The sequence below is a fragment of the Marinobacterium iners genome (assembly GCF_017310015.1).
GTDB lineage: Bacteria > Pseudomonadota > Gammaproteobacteria > Pseudomonadales > Balneatricaceae > Marinobacterium > Marinobacterium iners.
Map to the genome: position 1 here is coordinate 973713 of NZ_CP022297.1, position 26230 is coordinate 999942.

Genomic DNA, 26230 nt, shown 5'->3' on the forward strand with positions numbered 1-26230 from the left:
CAGTGTCATCAAAACGACTGGAGATATGCCAATGACAACTGCAACAGCAACCAAGCCTGAAACCGTTACTACCTACCTGCGCCCGATTGATCGAGATGGCCTGATGGCGTTTGCGGAAAAGGGACGCAACAACCCCGGTACGCGCGGTACCAACAAGGTTCACACCGTTACCGATGGGCAGTATCGCACCACCAGCCACGTCAATCAGCACGAAGTGGTTGTGGACGAGCCGCTGCACCTGTTCGGGGAAGACACTGCGCCGGCACCGGGTGAAATCGTACTGTCGGGTCTCGGGGGCTGCCTCGCGGTGGGGATCACGGCCGTGGCTACCTGGAAGCAGGTCAAGCTCAGCAAGCTGGAAATCTTCATGGAGGGGGATATTGGCAACCCTGCGGCCTGGGGTGCGGGCGGTGCCGAAATGAAACCTGAGCAGATGGGCTTTCAGGAAATTCGCGTCAAGGTTCTGGTCGAGGGTGACGCCACGCGTGAGGAGCTGGATGAGATTGTGCAGCATGCAAACTACTTCTCTCCGGTCGCCAACACCATGCGTAACCCGATCCCGTTCAGCATCAGCTTGATGGACTGAGCCCAATACCTGACAGGAGAGGAATGCCATGAATAACGTCGCCGTATCCACCCCGCTTTTCACCCCTTGGGCCGATGATGCCCAGGTGCTGGCTGATGTAGCCAAAGTCGCTCGGGAACAGCTGGCTCCCGCCGCCTACCGTATCGACCATGAGGGTTATTACCCGACCGACATCATGGCAGACCTCGGTCAGGCAGGAGCCTTTGCCGCGCATCTGAATCAGCATGGCGGTCGCTTTGGTCTTGCGCTTGCCACCATGCAGGAGGTCAGTCGCCACTGTGGTTCCACCGGCTTCATGACCTGGTGCCATGATGTCTGCGGCCTGTACATGGAGCAGTCCGGCAATCCGGCACTGCTGGCGCGTCTGGACGATCATGTTGCAGGCCGCACATTCGGCGGTACCGGGCTCTCCAACCCGATGAAAGCGCTGACCGGCATCGAAAAAATGGCGCTTAAGGCGAAAAAGGTGCCAGGTGGCTACAGCGTGAGTGGCACGTTGCCTTGGGTCAGTCATATCGGCCAGGGACAGTATTGTGGTGCCATTGCTGCTGTTGATCGTGCCGATGGCAGTCGTTCACATGAAGTGATGTTCCTGCTGGATATTGATGATCGGGTGCCGTTAAGGCCCTGTCCGGAGTTTTCCGGCATGGAGGGCACCAGTACCTGGGCCGTGCCTCTGGATAACTACTTTGTCAGCGAAGATCAAATCATCGCTGATCCGGCAAGGCCGTTTATCCAGCGTATCCGAGCGGCATTTGTTCTGCTGCAGGTTGGTATTGCCGCCGGTGTGATTCAGGGGTCCATCGACTCCATTCGAGATGTGGAAAATCAACTGGGTCACGTCAATCAGTACCTGCATAACCGTCCGGATGAGCTGCAGGCCGAGTTCGATGAAGTGGCCGCACGCGCCGGTGTACTGGCTCAAACCCCCTTCGATGGCAGCAAGGATTATCTGCTTGATGTGCTGGAGCTGCGCGCACACGGCGCAGAGCTGTCACTGAAGGCGTCACAGTCAGCGCTTCTGCATCAGGGGGCTCGTGGTTACCTGATGAACTCGGCGCCGCAGCGACGCATCCGGGAAGCGCACTTTGTGGCCATTGTCACTCCGGCGATCAAGCATCTGCGCTGGGAGATGGCCAAGTTGATGCAGGAGGAGGTGCCGGCATGAGCACAGATGTATTCAACCCCGAAGAGCGCCCCTGGCAGCAGTATATCTGCCTGGCCTGTGGCCTGATTTACGATGAAGAGCTGGGTGATCCGGACAGTGGGCTGGCACCGGGTACCCGCTTTGAAGATATACCCGATGACTGGGAATGCCCGCTGTGCGGCGTGACCAAAACCGATTTTGAGCTGCTGGAGGCTCAGGTGATAACGGCTGCTGCGCCGGTTGGTGCAGTCAGCAGCGATCGCCCCGGGATTGTGGTTGTCGGTGGCGGTATTGCAGGCTGGTCCGTTGTTGAAGCGATTCGCAGTCTGGATGGGGAGACGCCGATCACTATGGTCAGTGCCTGCAGCGCCAATCGCTATCACAAGCCGGAGCTTTCAGTGGCGCTCAGCCGTGGCCTGCAAACCGAAGCGCTGATCAAGGAAACCGCAGCGGATGCAGCCCACCGTTTGGGCGTGCGTTTGCTCAGCGAGACTTTTGTCGTTGGCATCAGTGCGGCGCGGCGGGAGCTGCGTACCACACGTGGCACTCTGACCTATACCCATCTGGTACTGGCGCAAGGTGCCAAGCCCGCCTTGCCTGATGAGCTGCCGGCTTCTCTCTGCTGGCGTATCAACGACCTGGCAGGATGGAGTGGACTGCAGCAGCAGCTTGCCAGCGGACCGCAGCAGGTTGCCATCGTTGGAGCCGGAATGGTGGGCTGTGAACTGGCCGAAGACCTCACCCGTGCCGGGCATCGGGTCACGTTGCTGGACCGTCAGTCTCTGCCGCTGAGCGGTCTGATTCCGTCCGAGGCGGGTGAGGCATTGCAACACAGCCTTTCGGCACAGGGCGTGATCTATCGGCCCTCGGTTCAGGTTGCGGGTGTCAGTGCTGAAAACGGCCGCAAGCAGATCCGACTTGAGAGTGGAGAAACGCTGGAAGTCGATCACGTAATTGCCGCGACGGGCCTGAAAACCGACAGCCGCCTTGCGCGTCAGGCTGGATTGGCGTTCAACGCAGGGATTGTGGTGGATGAAAACATGCGCAGCAGTGATGCGTTCATCTATGCATTGGGCGACTGCATCAGCCTGGATGGTCAACCCTGCCGCTTCATTGAGCCGATTCAGCACCAGGCGCGCGCAGTGGCAGCCGCGGTACTTGGGCGGGAGCCCTCGTCCTATCAGCACAAGATGCCCGTAATTCGGCTCAAGACCCGAGCCCTGCCTCTGGTATTGCACGGCGTACCGCAGCCCGATGGGCACTGGGAGATCAGCCACAAAAGTGACGACAGCATGATCATGCAGCAGCGCATGGGAGAGGAAGTCGTCGCCACACTGAATATTGGTCAGCCTCGGCACAGTCGAGCGGCCTGAACACAATGTTATCGTCATACAAAGGTGAACATCATGATCAGTACCCGTGAAGAAGTAACTCAGATGATCCTCGCCGCCAAGGTGAGCAAGGGCATTCAGTGGAAACAGGTGGCTGATGCCATCGGACTGTCGAAGGAGTGGACGACTGCAGGCTGTCTGGGCCAGATGACGTTCAACAAGCAGCAGGCTGAAACGGTTGGCGAAATATTTGGTCTGTCGGATGAGGCCATTGCCTGGCTGCAGGTTGTGCCCTACAAGGGATCACTGCCCAGTGCTGTGCCCACCGATCCGCTGATCTATCGTTGGTATGAAGTGGTCAGTGTCTACGGCAGCACCATCAAGGAGCTGATCCATGAGGAGTTCGGTGACGGCATCATGAGCGCCATCGATTTCTCCATGGATATCCAGCGTGAAGAAAACCCCAACGGAGACCGCGTCAACGTGGTGCTGTCCGGCAAGTTCCTGCCGTACAAGTCATATTGACCAACCGTTAATACGAAGGGGCGTCACACTACGTGACGCCCCTTCGTTATACGCGCTCGGGGTCGGTCAAAGGTTCAGAGTAGAGCCCCGGCCAGCCGCTCGTAACTGCTCAGACGATCACTGTAATCATGAGTGACCGTCACAACGCCCACTTCATCGGAGCGGTATTGATCCGCTACGCGATTGATCTGATCGGCACACTCTTCAGCGGTCCCCAGTATCATTGAGTTCAGAACCGCATCAAAGAAGGCCTGATCGGCCGCGCTCAGGTTTTGTTTCAGGCGCAGGGCCTCGTCGGGATGCTTAACCACCTCACGGATGCCCTGACGGAACGCCTTGACCTTCCAGTACACGGCGGGGGCTGCCAAGTATTCGGCTTCTTCACGGCTGTCGGCACAGAGTGCCGCCACCGCAATGCTGGCTTCAGGTTGGCCAGAGTGTCCCGCCTCACGCCAGGCCTGCTTGTATTCGCTGATGACACTGGGCGGGGCCGGTTCGGGGCTGATGAACAGGGCCAGACACATCTTCATGCCGACCTGACCAGCCAGCCCGGCACTGCCACCGCTTGATCCCAACATCCAGGTTTGTGGTATGGCCGGCTGTCCCGGCATGACCTGCAGCCCCTTGTAGGCATGGCCTTCAGGCAGGCTGTGGTGCAGCAGGTTCTGCAGCAGCCATGATTGCTCAGCATAGTCTTCCAGCCCCGGCTGGGCGGGGTAGGCCAGCGCATGTGATGCCAGCGCGTCACCCCCTGGTGCCCGTCCGATGCCCAGATCGATACGACCGGGATAGAGCGTTTCCAGCATGCTGAACTGTTCAGCGACCTTGTAAGGGCTGTAGTGGGTCAACATGACCCCCCCGCTGCCGACACGAATCCGTTCGGTCACACTGGCGATGTGGCTGATCAGTATCTCCGGGCAGGGGCCGGCAAAGTTGATGCTGTTGTGGTGCTCGGCCAACCAGTAACGGTGATAGCCCCACCGATCACAGGCCTGAGCCAGCTCAACCGTCAGGGCAACGGGTGAAACGTTTGCAGGCAGACCCTGCACGGGAGATTGGTCAACAACGGTCAGTTTTAGGGTCATGGGAGTTCCTGAATTCTTGGTCCGGACGTACAACCGAGCTTAGCGCTCGTTCTGTTCTCGCTTGGGGAACAGCCAAAAGGCGAACCATCGAGTGAAACGCGGCATCAGCAGATAGGACATGGCCACCATCACCACGGCTGTAATCAGCATGGTGCGCAACAGCAGTGGTACTTGTGCCAACAGGTCGCCAAACAGCAGAAAGATGATGGTGACGGTGGGGTAAAGCGCCAACCAGCTGACAAAGGTCATTTTGTATTTGGGTGGCGGCTTCACCGGATTGTGGCCGGGCAGGGTGAACCAGTTGATGATGCCGGAGGTGGTTTCCACCTGACTCGGGGCTACCAGCAAAGGCTCGATCTGCTCCAGAATCTCGGCGCGCTCGGACGACTGCTGCCAGGCTGACAGAGTCGTTTCATCATTGAACTTGAAAATGATGCGGTACTCGGGATCGTCGGAACTCGCAGGACGAAACATGCTGGCGCCGAGGTAACCGGGGTAACGCGCCGCACGCTCGGTCATCTGACTGCTGAGGCGTTCGAATTCGGCTTCCTGGCCCTTGACGACGCGACGGGAGATTACCACCGTAACGGGGTTGATACTGTTGTCCGCTGAAGTCTGGTCTGACATGTTGATGTCCTGAATCCCGAAAATGAGTGGGGAAAGCCGAAGCCGAGTGGTGTAGCATCAGACGATTCGGATTGCACGATCCGCCCAATGATGCTCAATATAGGCGTTCAGGGATATTTATCCACACGCTGCGCGGGACGGCGTGATTTCATTTTTGAGAATTACACTATGAACTATCAGGATCTGTACTACTTCATCAAGGTGGTTGAGAAGGGAAGTCTGGTGGCGGCGGCGCGCTATCTGGATATTCCGACTTCAACCCTGTCGCGTCGGTTGCAGGCGTTCGAGCAGGATCTTGGCTACAAGCTGGTACACCGCAGTTCCAAAAAATTCGGCCTGACGGAGTCCGGTCAGCGTTTTTACAACAGCCTGTCCAGCGTTGTGACAGAGCTGGAGATGCGAACCGAGGATGTGAACACTGAACTGTCCTCCATGTCGGGTGACATCAAGATTACCGCACCATTGACCCTTGGGCACCATTACGTCAAGAACTGGGTGTTTGAGTTTATGGAGATGAACCCGCGCATCAGTGTCGAGATGTTTCTCAGCAACGAGAACGTGGATCTGGTGAAGAACAGCATTGATATCGCCTTTCGACTGGGCAAAGTCACCCTCAATGACTGGGTGATGCGTCCTTTGCTCAGTACCGAGATGGTCGTGGTGGCCACACCTGAACTGGTTGCACGCCATGGTGCTCCACAGAGACCGGAAGAGTTGAGCAAGCTGCCGCTGGTGGTGCTCAAGCGTTCGGCGTTCTGGCGTTTCATGGACCCGGATGGACACGCGATTACCTTCACCCCGCACGCCCATTTGCGAACCGATGAGATCCGCTTTGCCGTGGATGCGGTAAAGAAGAATCTGGGTGTTTGTTGCATGCCACGCTACGTTGTCGCGGCAGAACTGGAGCGGGGCGAGTTGGTCCAGTTGCTGCCCCAGTGGTCGATGGAGGGAAGGACCATGCATATGCTCTATCCACACCGGGAAAGCCTGCCGGTCAAAACCCGGGCCTTTATCGAGTTCGTCATGGACAAGGTGGCGCACATGGAGGCAGGTATGGCCGAGTGACGTTGATTAAAAAACAGGCATTGCATCGAGGGGTCTTTTACCTATAATTAAGCCGTTAACAATAATTACAAAATACGGTGCAAGCCATGTTCTCCAACGTGCTCAGTAATGCTGTGATTTTTGATCAGGCACACCCGCTGGAAGTGTCCGAATACGTCAATCGCCATGTAGGACACCACAAGCTTGAGTTTGCCGATCGCGAGTGTAGTCGTTCACCGGCCTCGCGACTGAACCACCGGGACTTTGCCGGGCTAGGATTGTCCTCCATCAGCTATGGTGACTGTGTGGATGTGCGCTGCCCTGAGTTACAGGGTATCTATCATTTCCAGGTGGTGACCCGAGGCGAATGCCGCTGGCGCTTCCGAGACGAGAATCTGCGTCTGTTTCGGGGCCAGGCACTGATGATGAACCCCGGAGAGCAGATGGACCTGACCTACTCCGAGGATTGCGAAAAAGTGATCGTCAAGGTACCCGAGGAGCTGGTCAAGGAAGTCTGTCTGGATCAGGCGGGGCTGGTGCCACGCAGTGGGGTTCGTTTCGAGCGCCGTGTCATCGAGCTGGAGCAGTCTCTGGGGTTCATGCGATTACTGGATGCGCTGCTCCTGGAGGCCAATGAGACCGAACTCGATCTGAGCCATCTGCAGTTGCCCTACCGCGATATCCTGATTCGCAAACTGCTGCAGCAGTTCGACAGCAATGCGGCTTCGGGACGTGACCTGCATGCCAATGATCGCAGTTTTTCCCACCTGCTGGCCTACGTCGAGGCCAATATCCGTGATGATCTGAGTGTTGAAGAACTGGCGCAGGTCGGTAACGTCAGTGTACGTACCGTATACAACCTGTTCGCCAAATATTTCAATGTGACACCCAAGCTGTTCATCAAGCAATCCAAACTGAAAAGCCTGCGTGAAGAGCTGGTCAGTGGCAAGGCGGTTCGCAATGTAACCGAGGTGGCGCTGGACTATGGCTTCACCCACCTGGGCCGTTTCTCGTCCGACTATCGCAAGATGTTTGGTGAGCTGCCGTCCGAGACACTGCGCCGCAAGCGTTGATCGCGCTGTACCTCGCGGCTGAATGACCTTAGGCGACATACCGGATCAGGTGTGCCGCTTGAGGTGCTGCTGGCCGCAGATGGCTTCCGTCACCTGCTCGGCGCATCCAGTGAGTTGCTGCTGCAGCGCCGAGCCGGGACGGATGTCCGTATCACCCGCCATCCCCATCAAACTGATGACCGACGATATATTGCCGTTGATATCGAAGATGGCGCTGGCGGCCACATTCAGATCGGGCAGATAATCGCCGTAGAAACAGCACAGGTTGTCCTGTCTGACTTGATCCAAATGCTCCCGGAATGCATCACGCTGCAGCAACTTGCCGCCATGACGCGGCAGGGCCAGCGGTTGCTGGAAAAATGCATCCAGCATGGCTTCGCGTCGCTCCTGCGGCAGGTTGGCCAGGAAGATGCGGCCAGACACCGAGAAAAAGGGGGACAGCTCCAGCCCCAGCCGAATGTTGACGGCGACCGGCTGGCTGGCATCCAGCCATTTGATGACCAGTGGTGCCTGGCCGTTCCAGACCGTCACCGACACGGTCTTGTCCGTGGTTTCATTGAGTTCTTCAACGGCTGTGAATGCCAGCCTGATCGGGTCGATGCGGCGGATGGCTGCCACGCCAAGGGTCAGGCAGGATCTGCCCAGGGTATAGCTGCTTCCGTTGTCATGCATGATGTAGCCCATGCGCAGCAGACTGACGATGTACTTGTGCAACCGGCTGGGCGATAGCTCAAGCTGGTCGGACAGGTTTTTCAGCGTCAGGGGCCTGGGCGACTCTGCAATGGTATTCAGAATGCGTAGCCCGATTTCAAGAGAACCAATCCCCTGGCGGAGCGTTACAGGGTTCTTTTCAGTGTCTGCTGTCATAGTGTGGGGCCCTGTGGCGCTGCACAAATAGGGGATTGTACCAAGTAATCGCTCCGGGCCGGAATCAGCCCGAAGCGCAACGTCGCGAAGGGCTCAGACACCGAGATAGGACTCAACCTCGTCCAGCCGTGACAGCAGCTGTTCAGAGTTGTCGTTGAACACGACCTTGCCCTTGACCAGCACCACATGCCGGTCACACAGCTCCTTGAGTACCTGGATGTTCTTGTCCACGATCAGGGTGGAAATACCGCTTTCCTTGATGGTGCGAATCACGTCCCAGATCTCCTTGCGTATCAGTGGCGCCAGACCTTCGGTGGCTTCGTCCAGAATCAGCAGATCCGGATTGGTGACCAACGCTCGGCCGATGGCCAGCATCTGCTGCTCACCGCCGGACAGCTGGGTGCCCAGATTGCTCAATCGTTCCTGCAGGCGCGGAAAGGTTTCCAGTACTCGTTCGTAATTCCAGTGCTGCTCGCCTCGATTGTTGGGGCGTGCGGCCATTTCAAGATGCTCTTTTACCGTCAGGTTGTGAAACATGCCTCGGCCTTCGGGAACATAGGCGATGTCCTTGCGCATCCGCTGCCAAGTGGGCAGGGCAGAGATTTCTTCGCCCTTAAAGAACACATGACCACTGCGTGGCTGAACCAGCCCAAGGATCGATTTCAGCGTGGTGGTCTTGCCCATGCCGTTGCGTCCCATGAGACTTACCGCCTGACCTGCTTCAATTTCAAAGCTGACACCGTGCAGAATGTGGCTTTCATCGTAGAAGCTGTGCAGCCCCTTTACTTCCAGCAATTTTGTCATGTTCAGAATACCTCGTCGCCCTGGCCCAGATAGGCTTCCTTCACGCGGGGATCATCGCGCACCTCATCAACGGTGCCGGTGATCAGATGCTGACCGTCCACCATCACCGTGAGCTGGTCCGACAATTCGAACACTGCATCCATGTCGTGCTCGACCAGCACGATGCAGTATTCCCGTTTCAGTTTTTTCAACAGCTCGATGATCAGCAGCGACTCTTCATGCCCCATGCCCGCCATCGGCTCGTCAAGCAGCAGAACCTCGGGAGCTGTTGCCAGCACCATGGCAATCTCCAGTTGTCGCTGTTCGCCGTAACTGATGTGAGATGCGATTTCGTCACGCCGCGCACCCAGTCCAACCTTTTCCAGTGCCTCGGTGGCGATCTCGTCCAGTACTTTCTGGGTGTAGCGTGAGCGCAGAAAATTGAAGTTGCCGCCCATGCGCCGCTGTACCGCCACACAACAATTCTCCAGACAAGTGGCACCCGGATAGATGTTGGTTTTCTGGAAGCTGCGACCAATCCCCCGGCGGGCAAAAGCGTGTGGCTTGATCGCCTCAATCGGCTCGCCCTTGTGCAGAATCCGCCCGCTGGTGGGTTTGTAGTGGCCGCACAACAGGTTCAGCAGGGTGCTTTTACCCGCACCATTGGGTCCGACAATGCCGTGCAGTTGGTTATCGTGGAACTGGAGAGAGATATCATCCAGTGCTTTCAGCCCGCCCCAGTATTTGCACAGGCCCTCGGTTTCAAGCATCAGCTCTGTGGTCATGAGCGTTTCTCCAGCAGTTTCTCCAGATAACCGGCAATGCCGTTCTTGAACACCATTACCATTGCGATGATCAGAATGCCCATAAACAGCATCCAGTGTTCGGTCAGATGCTCCAGGGAGTAGTGCAGGCCCTCGTACACGAAGGTGCCGAGGATGGCGCCATAGATGGAGCCCATGCCGCCCAGAATTGACATCACCAGTGCCGAGCCGGAGGTAGTCCAGGCCAGCATGGACGGGTTGACGAAACCATACTGCAGGGTGAACAGGTAGCCGGCGTAAGCCCCCAGTGCTGATGCGATCACATAGCTCATCAGGCGGAACATGAAGATGTTGTAGCCAAGGGCCGTGGTGCGACCCGGATTCTGGTGGATGGCATCCACCACGCGACCGAAGCGAGAGCGGATCAGCAGTTTGAAAAACACCAATGTGTTGAACAGTGACAGCAGGCAGAGGTAGTAGAAGTGGATCGGGTTATCCAGATCAAACAGGCTCAGGCCGAAGATACTGGTTTCAGGCTTCATGTAGATGAACAGCCCGTCATTGCCACCAAACTTGATGGAGTCCGAGAAGAAATAGAAGGCCATCTGGGCAAAGGCCAGCGTGATCATGATCATATAGATGCCGTTGGTACGCAGTACCAGAAAGCCGATCACCAGTGCGATGGCGGCCGCACTCATGCATACGTAGAAGGTATACACCCAGAAGTTGACCTCGGTGTACTCCGGCGCAAGCATCCAGAACAGATAGCCGCCCAGGCCATAGAACATGGCATGGCCCAGGGTGATCAAGCCGCAGCGGCCCACCAGGTAGTCCAGTGACATCACGAACAGGGCGAAAATCATGATGCTGGTCAGCTTGCTGACGTAGAAGGTGTTCTGTTCCAGAAACAGAGGCAACAGCAGTGCCAGGGGGAAGAACACCCAGATGAAGATGCGTTCGGTACGTTTATTGAACAACATGACACAGACTCCGGATCAGGAAGAGAACAAGCCTTGCGGCTTGATCAGCAGGATGAACGCCATCAGGATGTAGATCATCATGCTCGAGATTTGGGGTACCAGAACGGACGAGAAGGTATCCACAAGCCCCACCAGAAGGGCCGCAACGAAGGCGCCCTTGATCGATCCCATGCCGCCGATCACGACCACTACAAAACAGGTGATCAATACGTGTTCGCCCATGCCGGGCATGATGGAGGACATGGGGGCAGACGCGACCCCGGCGACAGCCGCCAGCATCACGCCAATTGCAAACACGATGGTGTAGAGGCGACGAATATCAATGCCCAGACACTCCACCATTTCACGGTTGGACTCGCCGGCTCGAATCAGCATGCCCAGCCGGGTCTTGTTGATCATGTAATACATCACGAAAGCGATGGCGATACAGAGCAGGGCGACAAAGATGCGATAGATCGGGTACTCCAGTACATCATTCAGCGGTACGGCACCGGACAGAGCCTGGGGCACCGGCACGCCCAGCGGGTCGTTACCCCAAAGCAGGCTTTGCAGTGCGTTGAAGACAAAGATCATGCCGATGGTGAGCAACACCTGGTCCAGATGGTTGCGCCGGTAGAGATGGCGTATCAGCCCCCGTTCGATGGCAATACCGATCAGCAGGGCGATCGCGGCGGAGATCAGTGCGCTGATGCCGAAGCTGCCGGTATGCTCGAAGAAATACCAGGCCAGATAAGCGCCGACCATGAACATGGAGCCGTGCGCCAAGTTGAGAATGCCCATCACGCCGAACACCAGCGTCAGGCCGGAAGCGATCAGAAACAGCAGCAGCCCATACTGCAGGCCGTTGATCAGCTGCACAAAAAACAAAGAGGTGGTCATAGCAGAACCCGGGATGATCAGTCAGGTTAATACGACCGGGCAGGGCAAGCCCCGCCCGGTATTGCAGGCTTAGAGCTTGCAGCCGCGAGCCGGGTCTTCCAGCATCGGGGATGCGACCTCGATCACCTTGTTCTCGCCGTTTTCAACCGTACGCAGGTAGATGTTCTGTACTGGGTTGTGGGCCTTGGAGAAGGTGAAGTCGCCACGCGGGCTGTTGATCGTGGTGTTGGCCATGGTGTTGATCAGGGCATCGCGATCGGAAATGTCGCCCTTGAGCTGGTTCAGCGCATTGGCAATCAGCAGACCGGTGTCATAGCCCTGTACCGCGTAAAGGTCAGACGGCTTGTCGAACTGCTCCTTGTAGGAGGCTCTGAAGCGGCTGTTGAGATCATTATCCAGCGTGTCAGCATAATGCAGCGTCGTCATCACGCCTTCGGCGGCAGCACCCTGGGCTTCAATAGTGCCCTCGGTCAGGAAGCCGGAGCCCAGCAGTGGGATTTTGCCTTTCAGGCCCAGTGCATCGTAATCCTTGACGAATTTGACCGCGCCGCCGCCGGCGAAGAATACGAACACGGCATCAGGCTTGAGCGATGCGATTTCCGACAGGTAGGACTGGAATTCGGTCTGCGGGAAGGGGACCAGCATCTGTTTGACGATCGTGCCGCCACCGGCAGTAAAGGATTCTTCAAACGCATCCAGGCTCTCGCGTCCCATGCCGTAGTTCCAGCTCATGGTCACGACATTCTTGTAGCCCTTGTCGAGTGCTACCTTGCCCATTGGGTACGACGGCTGCCAGGAAGAGAAGGAAGTGCGGAATACGTTGGGTGCACACAGAGGTCCGGTCACGGGGCCGGCACCGGCGTTCGGCACAATCATCACGGTATCCTTGCCGCGCAGCACCTTCAGCATGCCCATGGCCACACCTGAGTGGACAGGGCCGATGATGAAGTCGGCCTTGCTGCGATCCAGCAGCGAGGATGCGATTTCAGGTGCACGTTCGGGGCGTGCCTCGGTGTCGATCTCGATGTATTCAATCTTGCGACCGTGCAGTTCGGAAGCCTTTTCCTGCAATGCCATTTTCAGACCGTTACGGGTAGCATCGCCCAGCGCGGCATACACACCGCTGAAGGGCAGCATGATGCCCACTTTGACCGGCTCATCCGAAGCCAGCACCGGTGTGCTAAGGGTTAGGGTTGCCAGGCCGGCAGCGACAGCAGTACGCAGAGTATTGGTCTTGAACATATAAACCTCTCAGGGAGTGCGTTATTTTTATGGTCTGCTGATTAGAAAGAACCCTGACCTGCATCAATAGCCGCCTGATGCAGACCTGTGTCCAAAAACTGCAACGATGTTGCAGATGCATGCGGTATGCAGTGTGCGGATAAAGCTTGCACCCACCGGATTTAACACGCCGCCAAGGCCTGTAATAGTCGATCTGAGTTGTAATCGGGCCGGCAGCGGCCAAGGGTTGTCATAACAAGAGGTGGCTATGAAAAAAGGTGTAATGCGTCCCGGGCACGTGCAGATTCGCGTGCTGGATATGGATGAAGCCGTCAAGCACTACGTAGACCTGCTCGGTCTGATTGAAATGGACCGTGACGATCAGGGTCGTGTCTATCTCAAGGGCTGGACCGAAGTGGACAAGTTCTCGGTGGTGCTGCGTGAAGCGGACGAAGCCGGCATGGACTACATGGGTTTCAAGTGCTTGAGCGAAGAGGTTGTGGACAGCCTGCGTGCTGAGCTGGTTGCGTTCGGCTGCGAAGTGGAAGACATTCCTGCCGGTGATCTTAAAGACTGTGGACGCCGCGTCCGTTTTGTTGCCCCCACCGGGCACGCGTTCGAGCTTTTTGCCACCAAGGAGCAGACCGGCAAGTGGGGCGTGGGCAATCACAACCCGGAAGCATGGCCGCGTGGCCTGAAAGGCATGCAGGCGACCCGTTTCGACCACTGCCTGTTGTACGGCCCCAACCTGGACCGCACTTTAGAGCTGTTCCGTGATGTGCTCGGCTTCGATCTGGCTGAGCAGGTGATGACACCGGACGGCAAGCGTGTCGGTCAGTTCCTGACTGCCAGCATGAAGGCACATGATGTGGCGTTTATCGATCATCCGGAACCAGGCAAGTTTCACCATGCTTCCTTCTTCCTGGAGACCTGGAACGATGTGCTCAAGGCGGCGGACTTGATCTCCATGACCGATACCTCAATCGATATTGGCCCGACACGTCATGGGCTGACTCATGGTCAGACCATCTATTTCTTTGATCCTTCCGGCAATCGTAATGAAGTTTTCTGCGGTGGCGACTACCACTACCCGGACCACGAGCCGGTGACCTGGGATGCGGGCGAGCTGGGTAAAGCAATTTTCTATCACGACCGTCAGTTGAACGAGCGTTTCCTGAGCGTGCTGACCTGATTTTGTTGTTGTGCTGCACCGGTCACGGCTCTCCTGTGACCAAACCTTTTGCGCCGTCTATTGACGGCGTTTTTTGTTTGCTCGGCAAAGCCGGTCACTGATAAGTCGATGTGTCCCATGTTCGGGTCATTAATGTGATAAGGCCTGTATGCAGCGGTACATGCCTGGATCGGCTATGCACCGCTGCAATCAAGGGCGATTAATCGGTTGTCTGGCGTTGGTATTCCAGGGCTGCTCGGTTCAAGTCATCCAGAGCGGCCTGTGCATCGATGGGGCGGTCGGACACACTGTCAATCCAGGCCTCATGCATTCCTTGGACTTTCTCTGCAAATTGCTGTGTCAGAGGGTCTTCAGGGGTCAGTTCTTTTATCCGCACGTTCATCTCACGAGCAGCCTCAAGCCCCTTAGTGTCCGAGTTGCCCCAAGCGCGACCAGCGAGAGCGGATAGCTTTTCACCAGATACCGACATGATCGCATTACGGTCCTTTTCACTCAGGTCCTCAAACACATCTGGATTCATGAAAATTGTAAAAGCAGTTGTATACATGCCCGAAGGGAACAGGGTCACATCGCTCACAACCTCGTTCAGGCGAGAGTACTTCAGTTCCTGAGCGGGAAGGAAAACACCGTCTATGACACCCTGTTGCATCATTTCATACACTTTTGTAACGGGAGCAAATACAGGCACGACGCCCAGGCGTGTTGCAAGGTCGTTCACGACTCCACCGCCCGTGCGGATTTTCTTATTGTGCAGATCCGAGAGGTCGTTGACTTCGAAAGTGGTGAACAGCTGACCAGGGCCGTGTACAAACATGCCCAAAACTTTCAGCCCATCGAACTCGTGAGCCGCCTCAAAGTGTTGCTTGTACACGCGCCACAGAGCGACCGACAAGGCTTCAGGATCAGCGGTTACCCCCGGGATTTCAACGACGGCCGGTAGCTTGAATCGGCCCGGCAGATAGCCATTTACACCGAAACTGACGTCTGCCACACCATCTTCAACCAGGCTGAACATGGACTTGGGGTGTCCTGAACCATACTCCAGTTCAATTTTGACACGTCCTTCCGTTGCTTCCTCAACCCATTTCCCCCAGGTAGGCCAAACGACATCATTTTGTCCACTGGTCGGAGGCAGCCAAGTGGCCACACGCAGTGTGGTTTGTGAGTAGGTAGCGGTGGAAAACATGAATGCACAAATGTATGCGATCGTTTTTATTATATTCATTGTTGGGCCTTTCTTATGGATTAATACTTGTAGGATGGATCTTTTTTATCCATCAAACGTTCAAAAGCGGCAACTGCATCTCGACCAGAACCATATTTTGGATTGAAAAGAGGCGTATCGCGTGCACAACGCTCAAGAATGTTATCAGGAATTTTCAGTGTTTTACCCATGGACATTGAAGCCAACTGAACTTCACATGCTCGGTTCAGAAGCCACATCAGTGAAAATGCCTGTGGTAGATCAGCCCCGATGATAACAGGGCCATGATTTCTCAACATCAGGATTTTTTTGCCCTCACTGCTGGCTACAATTCGATCGCCTTCATCCATGCGGACCGTAATGCCTTCAAAGTCATGATACGCGACTTGGTTATGCAGCTGTGCTGAGTAGAAATTTGTGAATGAAAGACCTTCTTCCAGGCAGCATACAGCCAGGGTCGGTGTTGTATGGACATGCATGATGCAATGCCCATCGGGCACATGTTTATGTATGGCACTGTGGAAGGTAAAGCCGGCAGGATTGATTGGCCAGTCAGAATCACCCACGATGTTACCATCGATATCAATCTTGACGAGGTTGGATGCTTTTACTTCACTGTAATGCAAACCAAATGGATTGGTAACTATTCAGTTGGCTTGATTTAAAAAGTTTTCGGATTATCGCTTGGCGCTGCCATGAAGGTCGGCAAACGTCCTTCGAACAACAGTGTCAACGCCTCGGAACCACTCAGGTTTTGCTTGCGCGCCGTCGACAGATAGCTGCGCACACGACAGAAGATCTGTGCCCCATCCATCGAGCGGAAGCAGCCAGAGATCTTCTGCTGCACCTTGAGCATACGGATATCACGCTCGCCTTGGTTGTTCGTAAAGGGGACCGCCGGATCGTCCAGAAAGCGCAAAACATCTGCCTCATAGTCGCGCAACCGCTCCAGCAGGTTGCGCGCCCGAGAGCGTTTGAGCCGACCACGCTTGCCCTGCCGTTGGTTTTCATCCGGTGGCGGACACTCGTCTTCCGCTTTTTTGAGGCATTGCCGGTAGGCCTTTCGCCACCCTTCTGCCTTTTCAGGCGGCAGGCTGCCGCCCGCACTCTTAACGGCATCCTCCATGGTGCACAACAGGGTTTGCATGCGCTGCGCCCAGGTCTGTTTGTCCTGCTCCCAGGCGCGCTGAAGCTCGCGCAGATGGTGGGCATTACAGAGCGCATGCCGGCACTGATAGCGGTAGTACGGTTTCCAGTGGTCATGACAAAGCACGCCGTGGAAGCGCGGCAGGATACCGATGGCCTCCATCGCCTCGTGACCCCGGTGAGCATGGGGCGCCAGCCAGGTCAGGTCATCATTCGAGGCGCAATGCAGCCAGCGGCGTTGGCCACCGATGTTGATGCTGGTTTCATCGGCGTGAATCAGCACCGACTCGGCCAGACGGTCCTTAACCCAGTGCTCGAAGCCCTCAGCTTTGTCGAAAGCGTCTTGGTTGAAGTTGAACAGCGACCCTGCGCTGAGCGGGATACCAACCTGATCCTCAAAGTATTCGCGGACACGTTCGTAGGGCAGCAGCTGGTACTGCGACAGATACACCGCATGCGCTTTCAAGCGGGGACCATACTGCACCGGACGATCAACACCGGCCGGGAATGGCGCTGTGACGCGTTGCCCCTGTTCGTTCTCCAGGATCTCGGCCTGGTACTCGGTCACGAAGCGGCTGATATCCAGATCGAAGACCTGACGCTTTTCATAGCCGACCACGCGGAATGCGCTGCCCTTAGGCAGGGTGCGCCGGTCGACCTTCACGGTCTTGATCGCATCCGGCTCCTCGACCCGTTGCAGCGTCTTGCCAATACGGCCAGGCTGTCCGCCCGGTTTACGCTCACCTTTACTGCGGCTCTTCTTGGGCCGGTTCGGATCCTGGGAGGGCGGCGTACTGCTGTTGGTACTGTTCGTGTTGAGCCGGCCGGTCATCATCTGGATCAGCACCATCATCATCTCAATGGCTGCGCGCAGAGATGGCGAGAGTGTCTTGTCGTCCTGGAGCTGTTGTCTGACGTTCGCCAAGATGGCGTCGACATCCATATTGCTGATCTTCATGAGCCTGAGTATCGTCGATTGATGGCCTATTATCGCACGACTTTTTCAGGTCAAATTTTTCGCTTTGTGTGCGGATCTGAGCAACTTTTACATTGCTCCCACGCTCCGAGACATAGAGCTCCGCCAGACGCCACAGAGTGGCGGTACGGCACCTTGAGGCAGGCTTTAAAGCGAAATACCGACTGTCACTGGACTGGGAGATATTTTGACAAAAAACCTGTCAAGAACTTTTTGCAGGAACTTGAGCTGAATAGTTACATGGATTGATCAGAAAGTGTTCAGGTTCACCGGGTACACGTAATGAGATATGATTATAAATTGACTCATCCCAGTTGAAATGATCAAAAATCCGATACATGCAAGCCAGATCCTGCCTCGCCTTCCACTCCTCGGCACTGTATTTAAGAGGTCGGTCGAAATAATAACTCTGTTTTTTCATGTGGTTTTTCCTGTAGCGTTGATACCTGTGCCAGCATAGAAAAACTGATTCGATGACGAAACAAACAATCCGGTATAGCAGGTATAGGCAACTCCTATAGGTATAAAACTTATGAATACCAAGCAATTGATATATTTCGTGAAATCAGCTGAGCTTGGCAGCATTGCAGCTGCAGCTCGGGAGCTTGAGATCTCGCAGCCCAGTATTAGCCAGCAGATCTCGGTACTGGAGCATGAACTCAAGGCGACCTTGTTCAGTCGTGATGTGCGTGGGGTTTATCTAACCGAGAGTGGAGAGATTTTCTTGGCTCATGCGCGCTCAGTCATTCGTCAGTTGGAGCAAGCACAGGCTGAGTTACATCAATCGATATCGTCACCTTCCGGCAAGGTTTCGATCGGTTTTACCCAGCCCATTTGCAATATTCTAGCTGTGCCATTAATGACATGCCTTGAAAAAGAATTTCCGAATATTGAATTAAGCATTTATACAGGATATTCATCCGATCTGATTAAAATGATGAAGTGCGGTGATATTGATCTTGCTGTTTCTTCTTCCTGATTCCGTGACTTACAACCCCACTCACACCTCTACAACACTGTAACCACGCGGCCTGCGGCGGTAATATGGACGCCATTCTCGATTCACCCAGGCAGTGATATCTGACTATGCGTACCTTCAAGCTTGAACAGTCAAAAACCGAGATTATCACACCCCACGGTGGTCTGGCGCTGGTTGGGCACAGCGTGAACAGGATGACCTCTCTGGCTAAGACCTCGCGCTCCATCGTCAAGCGCCATGGCATCGCCAACATCGACCTCATCCGTACCTACCTGGGGTTGATTTGCCTTGGCAAGAGCGACTTCGAAGCGGTCGAGCACGCACGCCATGATCCCTTCTTCAAAGCGGCCATGGGCATCAAGCAATCACCTTCATCGGCCCGGCTGCGTCAGCGCTTTGATGAAGATGCCCGCGCACTGATCCCGTTATTGGATGAGGCCAGCGTCGAGTTTCTGTGTAACGCTTCGGTGCCTATCGGCACACTCACCACCGGGCACGTGCCACTGGATATGGACGTGTTTCCCATGGACAACAGCAACAGTAAAAAAGAGGGCGTGGCCTATACCTACAAGGGGCATGACGGTTATGCCCCCATCGCGGCCTACCTGGGCACGGAGGGCTGGTGTCTGGGCTGTGAGCTGCGACCGGGTAACCAACATGCCAATAAAGAGTTTATTCACACCCTCGACCGGGTGCTGCCTCGAGTCCGAGAGCTGACCGATGCACCGCTACTGGTACGTCTTGACAGCGCCCATGATGCCGCCGAGAACCGGGGGTACTTCCGTGCGCACGGGGCAGACTACCTGATTAAGTGGAACCCCCGCTCACAAGATGGACTGGCCTGGGTCGACAAGGCTCATGCGGCCGGCGCACTTTGGTGCCATACCCGACCGGGCAAAATGGAAACGCTGGTAAGCGAACCGCTGGATGGCACGGACGACCGCCTGATCGTCAAGGTGACGGTGCGCCAGAGTGACAGTTCAGGACAGCTGTTTTTGGAGCCGGAGGTCAGCCTGGAGGGCTGGACGACTTCACTCACATCGGACGCAGCAGATAACGCCAAGGTCATTGCGCTCTACCAGGATCACGCCACCAGCGAACAGTTCCACAGTGAGTTCAAGACTGATCTGGATCTCGAACGTTTGCCGTCAGGGAAGTTCGATACCAACGACCTGGTCATAGCCTTTGCCGTACTGGGCTACAACATACTGCGTTGGATGGGACAGAACGCGCTATTGGGGCCGGATGCACCGGTGCGTCATCCGGCCAAGCGTCGGCGGCTGAAAACCGTGATTCAGGAACTGATGTATATGGCCTGTCGCTTAGTCAGCAGCGGTCGTCGTCTCCACCTGCGCTTCGGACGACATTGTCCCGGTTTCGGGGCATTCAGTCGCGTCTACGGGCTGGCCTGATCCGGACTGTCGGATTTACAGCCATTCAAAATAGCCACACGCCCGAGCGCCATGCATGGCAGGGTATGCCTTGGCCTGCAGACAGAATCGAGACGAAATACTGCGGTGAGAAGCATGATCGATGCTGCAGTGGCGTAGATTAACCCGGTACACGTTAGATAAGATCGAGCTGTGTTAAAGAGCGAGGTCGTCTTCAGTGCTGGGTGCTGCAACAGCGGGTGAAGTCACTGATTCAGGTTCTTATGATGAAAGTGATTGTAAAAATATTAACTATGAGCTTTTCTTTCGAGAAAAAATATATTTATTGATTGGGAAGAACAGGTTTTTCGAATTCGATGATTTATTTGTTAGAAAAGGCGCTATACGATTTTCAGACTTGAGACACTACGAGGTCATGGTTACAAATCGTACAGACTCACTTGGCTATCTCATTGGCCAGTACGAAAAAGAGACTGGTTTTTACTTAAAAAAATGCCAGCCGCATGGTCAATTAATGACTACATTAAGGCATGTTACAGAAGGACACGGCATGTTGATTACCCCGTCATCGTCCTTCTTCCACCTCGAAAAAAATGATGAGGTGAATGCCATTGATATTGTCGAGCCTCGACTCTATCGAGATGTTTTCCTTGTTTCGTGCAGAGACAAGCCTGTGACCAATGCAATGAGCAAGGTGATTGAAAAAATTCGTACGATCACGCGGCAGGAAAATGAAAATGGCCACTGGCGTGGCAGCGTTGTCTAGCCTGCTCATTTTCTATTTGGCAACACGGCAGCCCTTTCGTCATTGAGCACGGGTGGCTGCGCACTGGCCTGGCGCTTAGCGGTCAGTCTTTGTGCATATCAACACGGGTTTGCTCCTGTTCGAGCCGATACGAGCCGATATCCGCGATCCCCCGGATTCATGTATACACCCTCTGCAAATATGGGATAAAGAATGGCACTGGCTGGATAGTGACCACTGGCACTGCCCTCTAATCTGAGACAAACAATAAGGAGGGCATCGCCATGCAAGACAATCTGATAGCAAAAGTGGGCGGCATGATGGAGGTCGATAAAGAAAAAGGCCTGTATCGCGGTCGTCGCGACATGTTCACCGATCCCGAGTTGTTCGAGCTGGAGATGAAACACATCTTCGAAGGCAACTGGATCTATCTGGCGCACGAAAGCCAGGTTGCCAACCCGAACGACTATTTTACCGGTTACATCGGTCGTCAGCCCATCGTCATCACCCGTAACAAGGATGGCGAGCTGAACTGCTTTATCAACGCCTGCAGTCACCGTGGCGCTGTGCTCTGCCGCAAGAAGAAGGACAACAAGGCTGTTTTCACCTGCCCGTTCCATGGCTGGAGTTTCAATAATTCCGGCAAGCTGGTCAAGGTCAAGGATCCCAACGATGCGGGTTACCCGGATTCATTCAACTGCGAAGGCTCACATGACCTGAAAAAGGTCCGCATGGAGAACTACCGTGGCTTTCTGTTCGGCTCACTGAACGATGATGTCAAGCCACTGACCGAGCACTTGGGCGAGGCTGCCAAGATCGTCGATATGATCGTTGATCAGTCACCGGAAGGCCTGGAAGTGGTGCGTGGCTCTTCCACCTATATCTACGACGGCAACTGGAAGCTGCAGGCTGAGAACGGTGCTGACGGTTACCACGTCTCCGCTACGCACTGGAACTACGTTGCCACTACGGCGCGCCGCAAGGCCGGCATGTCCGCCGATGACGTCAAGGCGATGGATGCCTCCACCTGGAACAAGCAAAAGGGTGGGTTCTACGCCTTTGAACATGGCCACATTCTGCTGTGGATGAACTGGCCCAACCCGCAGGACCGTCCGCTGTATGAGCGTCGTGACGAGTTGGTAGAGAAGTTCGGCGCTGATCGTGCCGACTGGATGATCGGCAACCTGCGTAACCTTTGCCTGTATCCGAACGTGTTCCTGATGGACCAGTTCAGCTCGCAGATCCGTCACTTCCGTCCGATCTCTGTCGACAAGACCGAAGTGACCATCTACTGCATCGCGCCCAAGGGCGAGAGTGCGGAAGCGCGTGCGCATCGTATCCGTCAGTACGAAGACTTCTTCAACGCCTCAGGCATGGCAACTCCGGATGATTTGGAAGAGTTCCGCGCCTGTCAGGAAGGCTTCAAGGGCATGAACCTGCCCTGGAACGACATGTGCCGTGGTGCCGAGCATTGGATCGACGGTCAGGATGAAGGTGCGAAGAAGATCGATGTGCATCCGGTGATGAGCGGCGAGAAGGTCGAGGACGAAGGTCTCTACATCGTTCAGCATCACTACTGGCAGAAAGTGCTGGCCGAAGCGGCACGCAAGGAAAAGGGGGAGTAAGCCATGACTATCAGCTACGACGAAATTCGTGATTTCCTGCACTCTGAACAGCGTGCGCTGGATGACAAGGACTATGACAACTGGCTGGAGCACTACGACAAGGGTGCCGAGTTCTGGGTGCCGAGCTGGGATGTGGACGGTGAATTGACCGAAGACCCGCAGTCCGAAATCTCCCTGATCTACTACGCCCGTCGTGATGGTCTGGAAGACCGTGTTTTCCGCATTCGTACCGACCGCTCCAGTGCCAGTTCGCTGCCGGAGCCACGCACCCAGCACATGCTGAGCAATCTGGAAGTGTCCGCTGCATCGGATAATGACGCTGAAGTGCGCTACAGCTGGATGACCAACAGCGTGCGCTACAACGCCGTGGATACCTATTTCGGTACCGCGTTTGTCACTCTGATCCGTGACGAAGACAGCAAGCTGAAAATCAAACGCAAGAAGGTCGTGCTCAAGAACGACTATATCCACCACGTTGTGGATATCTATCACCTCTGATCCCGGCCCAACATAACAAGTGTCCCTCGGGGTGTTATCGACACCCCTGAAGGGGACCGAGGTAGCACACAATGTATAAAGTAGCGCTCAACTTTGAAGACGGTGTAACCCGCTTCATTACGACCTTGCCGATGGAAACGGTGGCCGATGCCGCTTATCGTTCCGGGCTCAATATCCCGCTCGATTGCCGTGACGGTGCCTGTGGTACCTGCAAATGTCACTGCGAATCGGGCAGCTATGAGATGGATGGCTATATCGAGGATGCGCTGTCCGATCAGGAAGCGGAGCAACAGTACGTGCTGACCTGTCGCATGATTCCGGAGTCGGACTGTGTGGTTACCGTGCCGGCCTCGTCTGAAGTTTGTGTGCGCAGTCAGCAGGCGGATGTGCATGCCAAACTCACCGATATCAACCGTCTGTCTGATTCCACCCTGTCATTCACCGTCGCCGGTGATCAGGTGCGTGCCATGCACTTCCTGCCGGGGCAGTACGTCAACGTACAGGTGCCGGGGACCGATCAGTCCCGTGCCTACTCCTTCAGTTCCATGGTTAACCAGTCTGACGAATCGGTCTCTTTCCTTATCCGTGTTGTACCTGAAGGTTTGATGAGCACCTATATGGCCGAAAAGGCCAGTGTCGGCGACAGCATCACTCTGCGCGGTCCTTTCGGCAGTTTTTACCTGCGCGATATCAAGCGTCCGGTGTTGATGTTGGCTGGCGGTACCGGTCTGGCACCCTTCCTGGCAATGCTGGAGAAGATTCAGCAGGTCGGCAGCCAGTATCCGATCCATCTGATCTACGGCGTCACCCACGACACCGATCTGGTGGAAATGGACAAGCTGGAAGCCTTTGCAGCGGCCATCGATAATTTCACCTTCAGTGCCTGCGTCGCCTCTGAAGAGAGCAGCTGGCTGCAGAAAGGATATGTCACCAACCACATGGAACCCGGTCATCTGCATGACGGCGATGTGGATATCTATCTCTGTGGTCCGCCGCCGATGGTAGAAGCGGTGAACAGCCATATGCAGGAAAAGGGCATTCAGCCGGCCAGCTTCCATTATGAAAAGTTTGCAGCCAGCAAGTAAGGACGATTCCATGAGAGCTGAACGTTTCGAAAACAAGGTGGTTGTTGTCACCGGCGCGGCCCAGGGAATTGGTCGTGCCGTTGCCCTGCAGATGGCCGCCGAAAAAGCCAGCCTGCTGCTGGTAGACCGCTCCGAGATTGTTAAAGAAGTGGCCGAAGAAGCGCTGGCCGCAGGTGCCGTTGATGCCCAGATCATCAACGTGGACCTGGAACAGTATGCCGGTGCCTGCAAGGCGATCGATGCGGCCGTGAGCCATTTTGGTCGCATCGACATTCTGGTTAACAACGTGGGCGGTACCATCTGGGCCAAACCCTATGAAGCCTACGAAGAGGAGCAGATCGAAGCCGAGATTCGCCGCTCCCTGTTCCCGACCCTCTGGTGCTGTCACGCCGTGCTGGCGCAGATGCAGAAGCAGCAGAGCGGCGTGATCGTCAACGTGTCTTCCATCGCAACCCGAGGCCTTAACCGGGTGCCCTACGCGGCGGCCAAGGGGGGCGTGAATGCGATGACCGTGTGCATGGCGTTTGAGAATGCCAAACACGGCATCCGGGTCAATGCGGTGGCGCCGGGCGGAACCGATGTGGGTGAACGACGCATTCCGCGCAACAACGACACCATGAATCAGCAGGAGAAGGACTGGTATCAGACCATTGTCGACCAGACCATCGACTCGACATTCATGAAACGCTACAGCGTGCCGGAAGAGCAGGCCAACGCCATACTCTTTCTGGCCTCGGACGAGGCCTCCTATATCACCGGTACCATCTTGCCGGTGGGCGGTGGCGATCAGGGCTGACCCTTATATCCAAACCAAGCAGGGCTCAGGCCCTGCTTTTCCGTTTTATGCTGAGGAGAAACATGATGGCAACAAAAACAATAATCGTGCCTGAAGGAATGGAATTTATCCGTGACGAGATCGGCTACGCCCCGGCGGTGTTGGTCAATGACACGCTCTACATTGCCGGTCAGATCGGCCGCAACGATCAGCGTGAACTGGTCGCTGAAAAGGAAGCTCAGTTTGTGCAGGTGTTCGAAAACATGAAGCGGATACTGGAAACGGCAGGAGCCCGCTTCGAGGATGTGGTAGAGGTCACCAGCTACCACACCGATATGCGTGACCTGCCGTTGTACATGGAAGTGCGCAACCGCTACATGAAAGGCTGCTATCCGGCCTGGACCGCCATCGGAGCAGCCTCCCTCTGCGGTGCGCCGGGCTATTTTCTGGAGGTGAAAGCGGTCGCCGTCATCGAGAGGGGGGATGAGTGATGCTGAAGGATCTCTCCATCTCGACTATTATTGCGGGCCTGATGGCCGTGCTGGTGTCCTATTCTGGGCCGCTGGCGATCTTTTTTCAGGCGGCTCAGAACGCCGGTATCTCGGTGGAGATGATGACCTCATGGGTCTGGGCGATCTCCATCGGCGCGGCAGTGACCGGCATTGCACTCAGCCTGTGGTTTAAAATTCCGGTGATCACCGCCTGGTCGGCACCGGGAACGGTGCTGCTGGTAACACTGTTTCCGCAGCTGTCGATCAACGAAGCGGTAGCGGCCTATATCACCGCAGCAGTCATTATCTTTCTGATCGGTATCACCGGCCTGTTCGACAGGGTGGTACAGATGATCCCGAAAGGGGTCGCCGCCGCCATGATGGCGGGCATCCTGTTCGACTTCGGTCTGGGAGCCTTCAGGGCGCTGGACTCGGTGCCACTGGTGACCAGTGTGATGATCCTCGGCTTTGTGTTGTTCAAGTTTGTCAGCCGCGCCTATTTTCTGGTACTGATGGTAGTACTGGGTGTGGTGTTGTCCGTCACCGCACTGGATGCCAATCTGAGCCAGCTGGAATGGCGACTGGCCAGCCCGATGTTGATTATGCCTGCATGGAGCTGGAGTTCCACTCTGGGGTTGGCGTTGCCGCTAGTCATTGTCAGCCTGACGGGTCAGTTTTTGCCGGGCTTTACCATCCTCAAGGCATCGGGTTATAGCTTCGCGTCCAGACCCATCGTGTCGATGCTGTCACTGGTGTCGATACCGACCGCGTTCTTTGGTGGCATCACCACGGTGATTGCCGCCATCACCGCCTCGATCTGTACTAGCCCCGATGCGCATGAAAATCCGGACAAACGCTATTGGGCCGGTGTCGCCAACGGCGTGTTCTACCTCATCGGCGGCATTCTGGCCGGCAGCATCGTGCTGTTTTTTACCAGCTTCCCCAGCGAAATGATCGCGATCATTGCCGGCCTTGCACTGCTGGGCGCCATCAGCAACAGTTTGACTGCCGCACTGGAAGACAAGGCGCATCTGGACGCCTCACTGATCACCTTCATGGTGACTGCGTCGGGGGTTAGTATATTCGGAATCGGATCTGCCTTTTGGGGTGTGGTGCTGGGATCGATGGTATATGCCCTGATGGGGGTATTGCGAGCACGCCGTTCACCGGAAAGGGAGGCCGCCAGCAGCAGCTGAAGGGGAGCAGGTGCA

28 protein-coding genes are annotated in these 26230 nt (G+C 55.7%); 16 read left to right on the plus strand and 12 right to left on the minus strand.

The features are described from left to right. The first annotated feature begins 31 nt into the window (after positions 1-31). Genes CFI10_RS04730 through cynS form a run of 4 tightly spaced genes read left to right on the plus strand, consistent with a single transcriptional unit; the run spans position 32 to position 3589 of the window. Positions 32-586, plus strand: a complete 555-nt coding sequence (locus CFI10_RS04730; RefSeq protein ID WP_206840053.1) for an OsmC family protein — start codon at positions 32-34, stop codon at positions 584-586. Between the two features lie 28 nt (positions 587-614). Beyond that, entirely contained in the window at positions 615-1754 is a 1140-nt protein-coding gene (locus tag CFI10_RS04735) for an acyl-CoA dehydrogenase family protein (protein ID WP_206840055.1), read from the plus strand. Then, positions 1751-3106 (plus strand): FAD-dependent oxidoreductase, encoded by a 1356-nt coding sequence (locus tag CFI10_RS04740; RefSeq protein WP_206840057.1) that lies wholly within the window; start codon positions 1751-1753, stop codon positions 3104-3106. Before CFI10_RS04735 ends, CFI10_RS04740 begins: the two co-directional genes overlap by 4 nt. 33 nt (positions 3107-3139) lie before the next feature. After that, on the plus strand, positions 3140-3589 hold the full coding sequence (gene cynS, locus CFI10_RS04745; RefSeq protein WP_091828030.1) for a cyanase: 450 nt from the start codon (positions 3140-3142) through the stop codon (positions 3587-3589). 74 nt (positions 3590-3663) lie between these two features. Here the strand turns inward: cynS and CFI10_RS04750 are convergent, their stop codons facing one another. Continuing rightward, positions 3664-4674: an LLM class flavin-dependent oxidoreductase gene (locus tag CFI10_RS04750; protein WP_206840060.1), complete on the minus strand. Its 1011-nt coding sequence runs from the start codon at positions 4672-4674 to the stop codon at positions 3664-3666. A gap of 39 nt (positions 4675-4713) precedes the next feature. Continuing rightward, positions 4714-5301 (minus strand): antibiotic biosynthesis monooxygenase, encoded by a 588-nt coding sequence (locus CFI10_RS04755; protein ID WP_091828028.1) that lies wholly within the window; start codon positions 5299-5301, stop codon positions 4714-4716. A 168-nt stretch (positions 5302-5469) separates the two neighbouring features. Here CFI10_RS04755 and CFI10_RS04760 point away from each other — a divergent pair, with 168 nt between their 5' ends. Then, on the plus strand, positions 5470-6366 hold the full coding sequence (locus tag CFI10_RS04760; RefSeq protein WP_206840063.1) for a LysR family transcriptional regulator: 897 nt from the start codon (positions 5470-5472) through the stop codon (positions 6364-6366). A gap of 86 nt (positions 6367-6452) precedes the next feature. Beyond that, entirely contained in the window at positions 6453-7418 is a 966-nt protein-coding gene (locus tag CFI10_RS04765) for an AraC family transcriptional regulator (protein WP_206840065.1), read from the plus strand. Between the two features lie 45 nt (positions 7419-7463). Here CFI10_RS04765 and CFI10_RS04770 read toward each other — a convergent pair whose 3' ends face one another. From CFI10_RS04770 to CFI10_RS04795, 6 genes are all read right to left on the minus strand, one after another. Beyond that, positions 7464-8285 carry an IclR family transcriptional regulator gene (locus tag CFI10_RS04770; RefSeq protein WP_206840067.1) on the minus strand — a complete coding sequence of 274 codons (822 nt, stop codon included), beginning with the start codon at positions 8283-8285 and terminating at the stop codon, positions 7464-7466. 93 nt (positions 8286-8378) lie between these two features. Beyond that, positions 8379-9089 carry an ABC transporter ATP-binding protein gene (locus CFI10_RS04775; protein ID WP_206840069.1) on the minus strand — a complete coding sequence of 237 codons (711 nt, stop codon included), beginning with the start codon at positions 9087-9089 and terminating at the stop codon, positions 8379-8381. A gap of 2 nt (positions 9090-9091) precedes the next feature. Then, positions 9092-9853 (minus strand): ABC transporter ATP-binding protein, encoded by a 762-nt coding sequence (locus CFI10_RS04780; protein ID WP_091828023.1) that lies wholly within the window; start codon positions 9851-9853, stop codon positions 9092-9094. Beyond that, complete coding sequence (locus CFI10_RS04785; protein ID WP_091828022.1) at positions 9850-10812, minus strand: branched-chain amino acid ABC transporter permease; 963 nt, start codon at positions 10810-10812, stop codon at positions 9850-9852. The genes CFI10_RS04780 and CFI10_RS04785 overlap by 4 nt, the downstream gene beginning before the upstream one ends. Before the next feature lie 15 nt (positions 10813-10827). After that, positions 10828-11691 (minus strand): branched-chain amino acid ABC transporter permease, encoded by an 864-nt coding sequence (locus CFI10_RS04790; protein WP_206840071.1) that lies wholly within the window; start codon positions 11689-11691, stop codon positions 10828-10830. 69 nt (positions 11692-11760) lie between these two features. Next, positions 11761-12933, minus strand: a complete 1173-nt coding sequence (locus CFI10_RS04795; protein WP_206840081.1) for an ABC transporter substrate-binding protein — start codon at positions 12931-12933, stop codon at positions 11761-11763. Positions 12934-13180: 247 nt separating this feature from the next. Between CFI10_RS04795 and CFI10_RS04800 the strand changes: the two genes are divergently transcribed. Further along, a complete protein-coding gene (locus CFI10_RS04800) occupies positions 13181-14104 on the plus strand; it encodes a catechol 2,3-dioxygenase (protein WP_206840083.1) in 924 nt (307 codons plus the stop codon). 199 nt (positions 14105-14303) lie between these two features. Here the strand turns inward: CFI10_RS04800 and CFI10_RS04805 are convergent, their stop codons facing one another. From CFI10_RS04805 to CFI10_RS04820, 4 genes are all read right to left on the minus strand, one after another. Continuing rightward, on the minus strand, positions 14304-15329 hold the full coding sequence (locus CFI10_RS04805) for a TRAP transporter substrate-binding protein (RefSeq protein WP_206840085.1): 1026 nt from the start codon (positions 15327-15329) through the stop codon (positions 14304-14306). A gap of 20 nt (positions 15330-15349) precedes the next feature. Continuing rightward, a complete protein-coding gene (locus tag CFI10_RS04810) occupies positions 15350-15955 on the minus strand; it encodes a class II aldolase/adducin family protein (protein ID WP_277987752.1) in 606 nt (201 codons plus the stop codon). Between the two features lie 14 nt (positions 15956-15969). Then, positions 15970-17412, minus strand: a complete 1443-nt coding sequence (gene tnpC / locus CFI10_RS04815) for an IS66 family transposase (RefSeq protein ID WP_206834310.1) — start codon at positions 17410-17412, stop codon at positions 15970-15972. Between the two features lie 220 nt (positions 17413-17632). Beyond that, a complete protein-coding gene (locus CFI10_RS04820) occupies positions 17633-17851 on the minus strand; it encodes a class II aldolase/adducin family protein (RefSeq protein WP_242530114.1) in 219 nt (72 codons plus the stop codon). Between the two features lie 111 nt (positions 17852-17962). Here CFI10_RS04820 and CFI10_RS04825 point away from each other — a divergent pair, with 111 nt between their 5' ends. From CFI10_RS04825 to CFI10_RS04865, 9 genes are all read left to right on the plus strand, one after another. Further along, positions 17963-18409 carry a LysR family transcriptional regulator gene (locus tag CFI10_RS04825; RefSeq protein ID WP_206840087.1) on the plus strand — a complete coding sequence of 149 codons (447 nt, stop codon included), beginning with the start codon at positions 17963-17965 and terminating at the stop codon, positions 18407-18409. A gap of 107 nt (positions 18410-18516) precedes the next feature. Then, positions 18517-19821 (plus strand): IS1380 family transposase, encoded by a 1305-nt coding sequence (locus CFI10_RS04830; protein ID WP_206834329.1) that lies wholly within the window; start codon positions 18517-18519, stop codon positions 19819-19821. 196 nt (positions 19822-20017) lie between these two features. Further along, entirely contained in the window at positions 20018-20566 is a 549-nt protein-coding gene (locus CFI10_RS04835; protein WP_206840090.1) for a LysR family transcriptional regulator substrate-binding protein, read from the plus strand. A gap of 263 nt (positions 20567-20829) precedes the next feature. Further along, positions 20830-22170: a benzoate 1,2-dioxygenase large subunit gene (gene benA, locus CFI10_RS04840; protein WP_206840091.1), complete on the plus strand. Its 1341-nt coding sequence runs from the start codon at positions 20830-20832 to the stop codon at positions 22168-22170. A gap of 3 nt (positions 22171-22173) precedes the next feature. Beyond that, on the plus strand, positions 22174-22668 hold the full coding sequence (locus CFI10_RS04845) for an aromatic-ring-hydroxylating dioxygenase subunit beta (RefSeq protein WP_206840099.1): 495 nt from the start codon (positions 22174-22176) through the stop codon (positions 22666-22668). Between the two features lie 71 nt (positions 22669-22739). Further along, a complete protein-coding gene (gene benC, locus CFI10_RS04850; protein WP_206840102.1) occupies positions 22740-23753 on the plus strand; it encodes a benzoate 1,2-dioxygenase electron transfer component BenC in 1014 nt (337 codons plus the stop codon). Positions 23754-23763: 10 nt separating this feature from the next. Next, positions 23764-24549: a 1,6-dihydroxycyclohexa-2,4-diene-1-carboxylate dehydrogenase gene (locus CFI10_RS04855; RefSeq protein ID WP_206840104.1), complete on the plus strand. Its 786-nt coding sequence runs from the start codon at positions 23764-23766 to the stop codon at positions 24547-24549. A gap of 62 nt (positions 24550-24611) precedes the next feature. Then, positions 24612-25019 (plus strand): RidA family protein, encoded by a 408-nt coding sequence (locus CFI10_RS04860; protein WP_242530115.1) that lies wholly within the window; start codon positions 24612-24614, stop codon positions 25017-25019. After that, positions 25019-26215, plus strand: a complete 1197-nt coding sequence (locus CFI10_RS04865) for a benzoate/H(+) symporter BenE family transporter (RefSeq protein ID WP_206840113.1) — start codon at positions 25019-25021, stop codon at positions 26213-26215. The genes CFI10_RS04860 and CFI10_RS04865 overlap by 1 nt, the downstream gene beginning before the upstream one ends. Positions 26216-26230 lie beyond the last annotated feature (15 nt).

Bases quoted from the DNA above. Each gene is read 5' to 3' on its own strand.
- CFI10_RS04730 (WP_206840053.1), top strand. From the start codon at position 32: ATGACAACTGCAACAGCAACCAAGCCTGAAACCGTTACTACCTACCTG.
- CFI10_RS04735 (WP_206840055.1), top strand. From the start codon at position 615: ATGAATAACGTCGCCGTATCCACCCCGCTTTTCACCCCTTGGGCCGAT.
- CFI10_RS04740 (WP_206840057.1), top strand. From the start codon at position 1,751: ATGAGCACAGATGTATTCAACCCCGAAGAGCGCCCCTGGCAGCAGTAT.
- cynS (WP_091828030.1), top strand. From the start codon at position 3,140: ATGATCAGTACCCGTGAAGAAGTAACTCAGATGATCCTCGCCGCCAAG.
- CFI10_RS04750 (WP_206840060.1), bottom strand. From the start codon at position 4,674: ATGACCCTAAAACTGACCGTTGTTGACCAATCTCCCGTGCAGGGTCTG.
- CFI10_RS04755 (WP_091828028.1), bottom strand. From the start codon at position 5,301: ATGTCAGACCAGACTTCAGCGGACAACAGTATCAACCCCGTTACGGTG.
- CFI10_RS04760 (WP_206840063.1), top strand. From the start codon at position 5,470: ATGAACTATCAGGATCTGTACTACTTCATCAAGGTGGTTGAGAAGGGA.
- CFI10_RS04765 (WP_206840065.1), top strand. From the start codon at position 6,453: ATGTTCTCCAACGTGCTCAGTAATGCTGTGATTTTTGATCAGGCACAC.
- CFI10_RS04770 (WP_206840067.1), bottom strand. From the start codon at position 8,285: ATGACAGCAGACACTGAAAAGAACCCTGTAACGCTCCGCCAGGGGATT.
- CFI10_RS04775 (WP_206840069.1), bottom strand. From the start codon at position 9,089: ATGACAAAATTGCTGGAAGTAAAGGGGCTGCACAGCTTCTACGATGAA.
- CFI10_RS04780 (WP_091828023.1), bottom strand. From the start codon at position 9,853: ATGACCACAGAGCTGATGCTTGAAACCGAGGGCCTGTGCAAATACTGG.
- CFI10_RS04785 (WP_091828022.1), bottom strand. From the start codon at position 10,812: ATGTTGTTCAATAAACGTACCGAACGCATCTTCATCTGGGTGTTCTTC.
- CFI10_RS04790 (WP_206840071.1), bottom strand. From the start codon at position 11,691: ATGACCACCTCTTTGTTTTTTGTGCAGCTGATCAACGGCCTGCAGTAT.
- CFI10_RS04795 (WP_206840081.1), bottom strand. From the start codon at position 12,933: ATGTTCAAGACCAATACTCTGCGTACTGCTGTCGCTGCCGGCCTGGCA.
- CFI10_RS04800 (WP_206840083.1), top strand. From the start codon at position 13,181: ATGAAAAAAGGTGTAATGCGTCCCGGGCACGTGCAGATTCGCGTGCTG.
- CFI10_RS04805 (WP_206840085.1), bottom strand. From the start codon at position 15,329: ATGAATATAATAAAAACGATCGCATACATTTGTGCATTCATGTTTTCC.
- tnpC (WP_206834310.1), bottom strand. From the start codon at position 17,412: ATGAAGATCAGCAATATGGATGTCGACGCCATCTTGGCGAACGTCAGA.
- CFI10_RS04820 (WP_242530114.1), bottom strand. From the start codon at position 17,851: ATGAAAAAACAGAGTTATTATTTCGACCGACCTCTTAAATACAGTGCC.
- CFI10_RS04825 (WP_206840087.1), top strand. From the start codon at position 17,963: ATGAATACCAAGCAATTGATATATTTCGTGAAATCAGCTGAGCTTGGC.
- CFI10_RS04830 (WP_206834329.1), top strand. From the start codon at position 18,517: ATGCGTACCTTCAAGCTTGAACAGTCAAAAACCGAGATTATCACACCC.
- benA (WP_206840091.1), top strand. From the start codon at position 20,830: ATGCAAGACAATCTGATAGCAAAAGTGGGCGGCATGATGGAGGTCGAT.
- CFI10_RS04845 (WP_206840099.1), top strand. From the start codon at position 22,174: ATGACTATCAGCTACGACGAAATTCGTGATTTCCTGCACTCTGAACAG.
- benC (WP_206840102.1), top strand. From the start codon at position 22,740: ATGTATAAAGTAGCGCTCAACTTTGAAGACGGTGTAACCCGCTTCATT.
- CFI10_RS04855 (WP_206840104.1), top strand. From the start codon at position 23,764: ATGAGAGCTGAACGTTTCGAAAACAAGGTGGTTGTTGTCACCGGCGCG.
- CFI10_RS04860 (WP_242530115.1), top strand. From the start codon at position 24,612: ATGATGGCAACAAAAACAATAATCGTGCCTGAAGGAATGGAATTTATC.
- CFI10_RS04865 (WP_206840113.1), top strand. From the start codon at position 25,019: ATGCTGAAGGATCTCTCCATCTCGACTATTATTGCGGGCCTGATGGCC.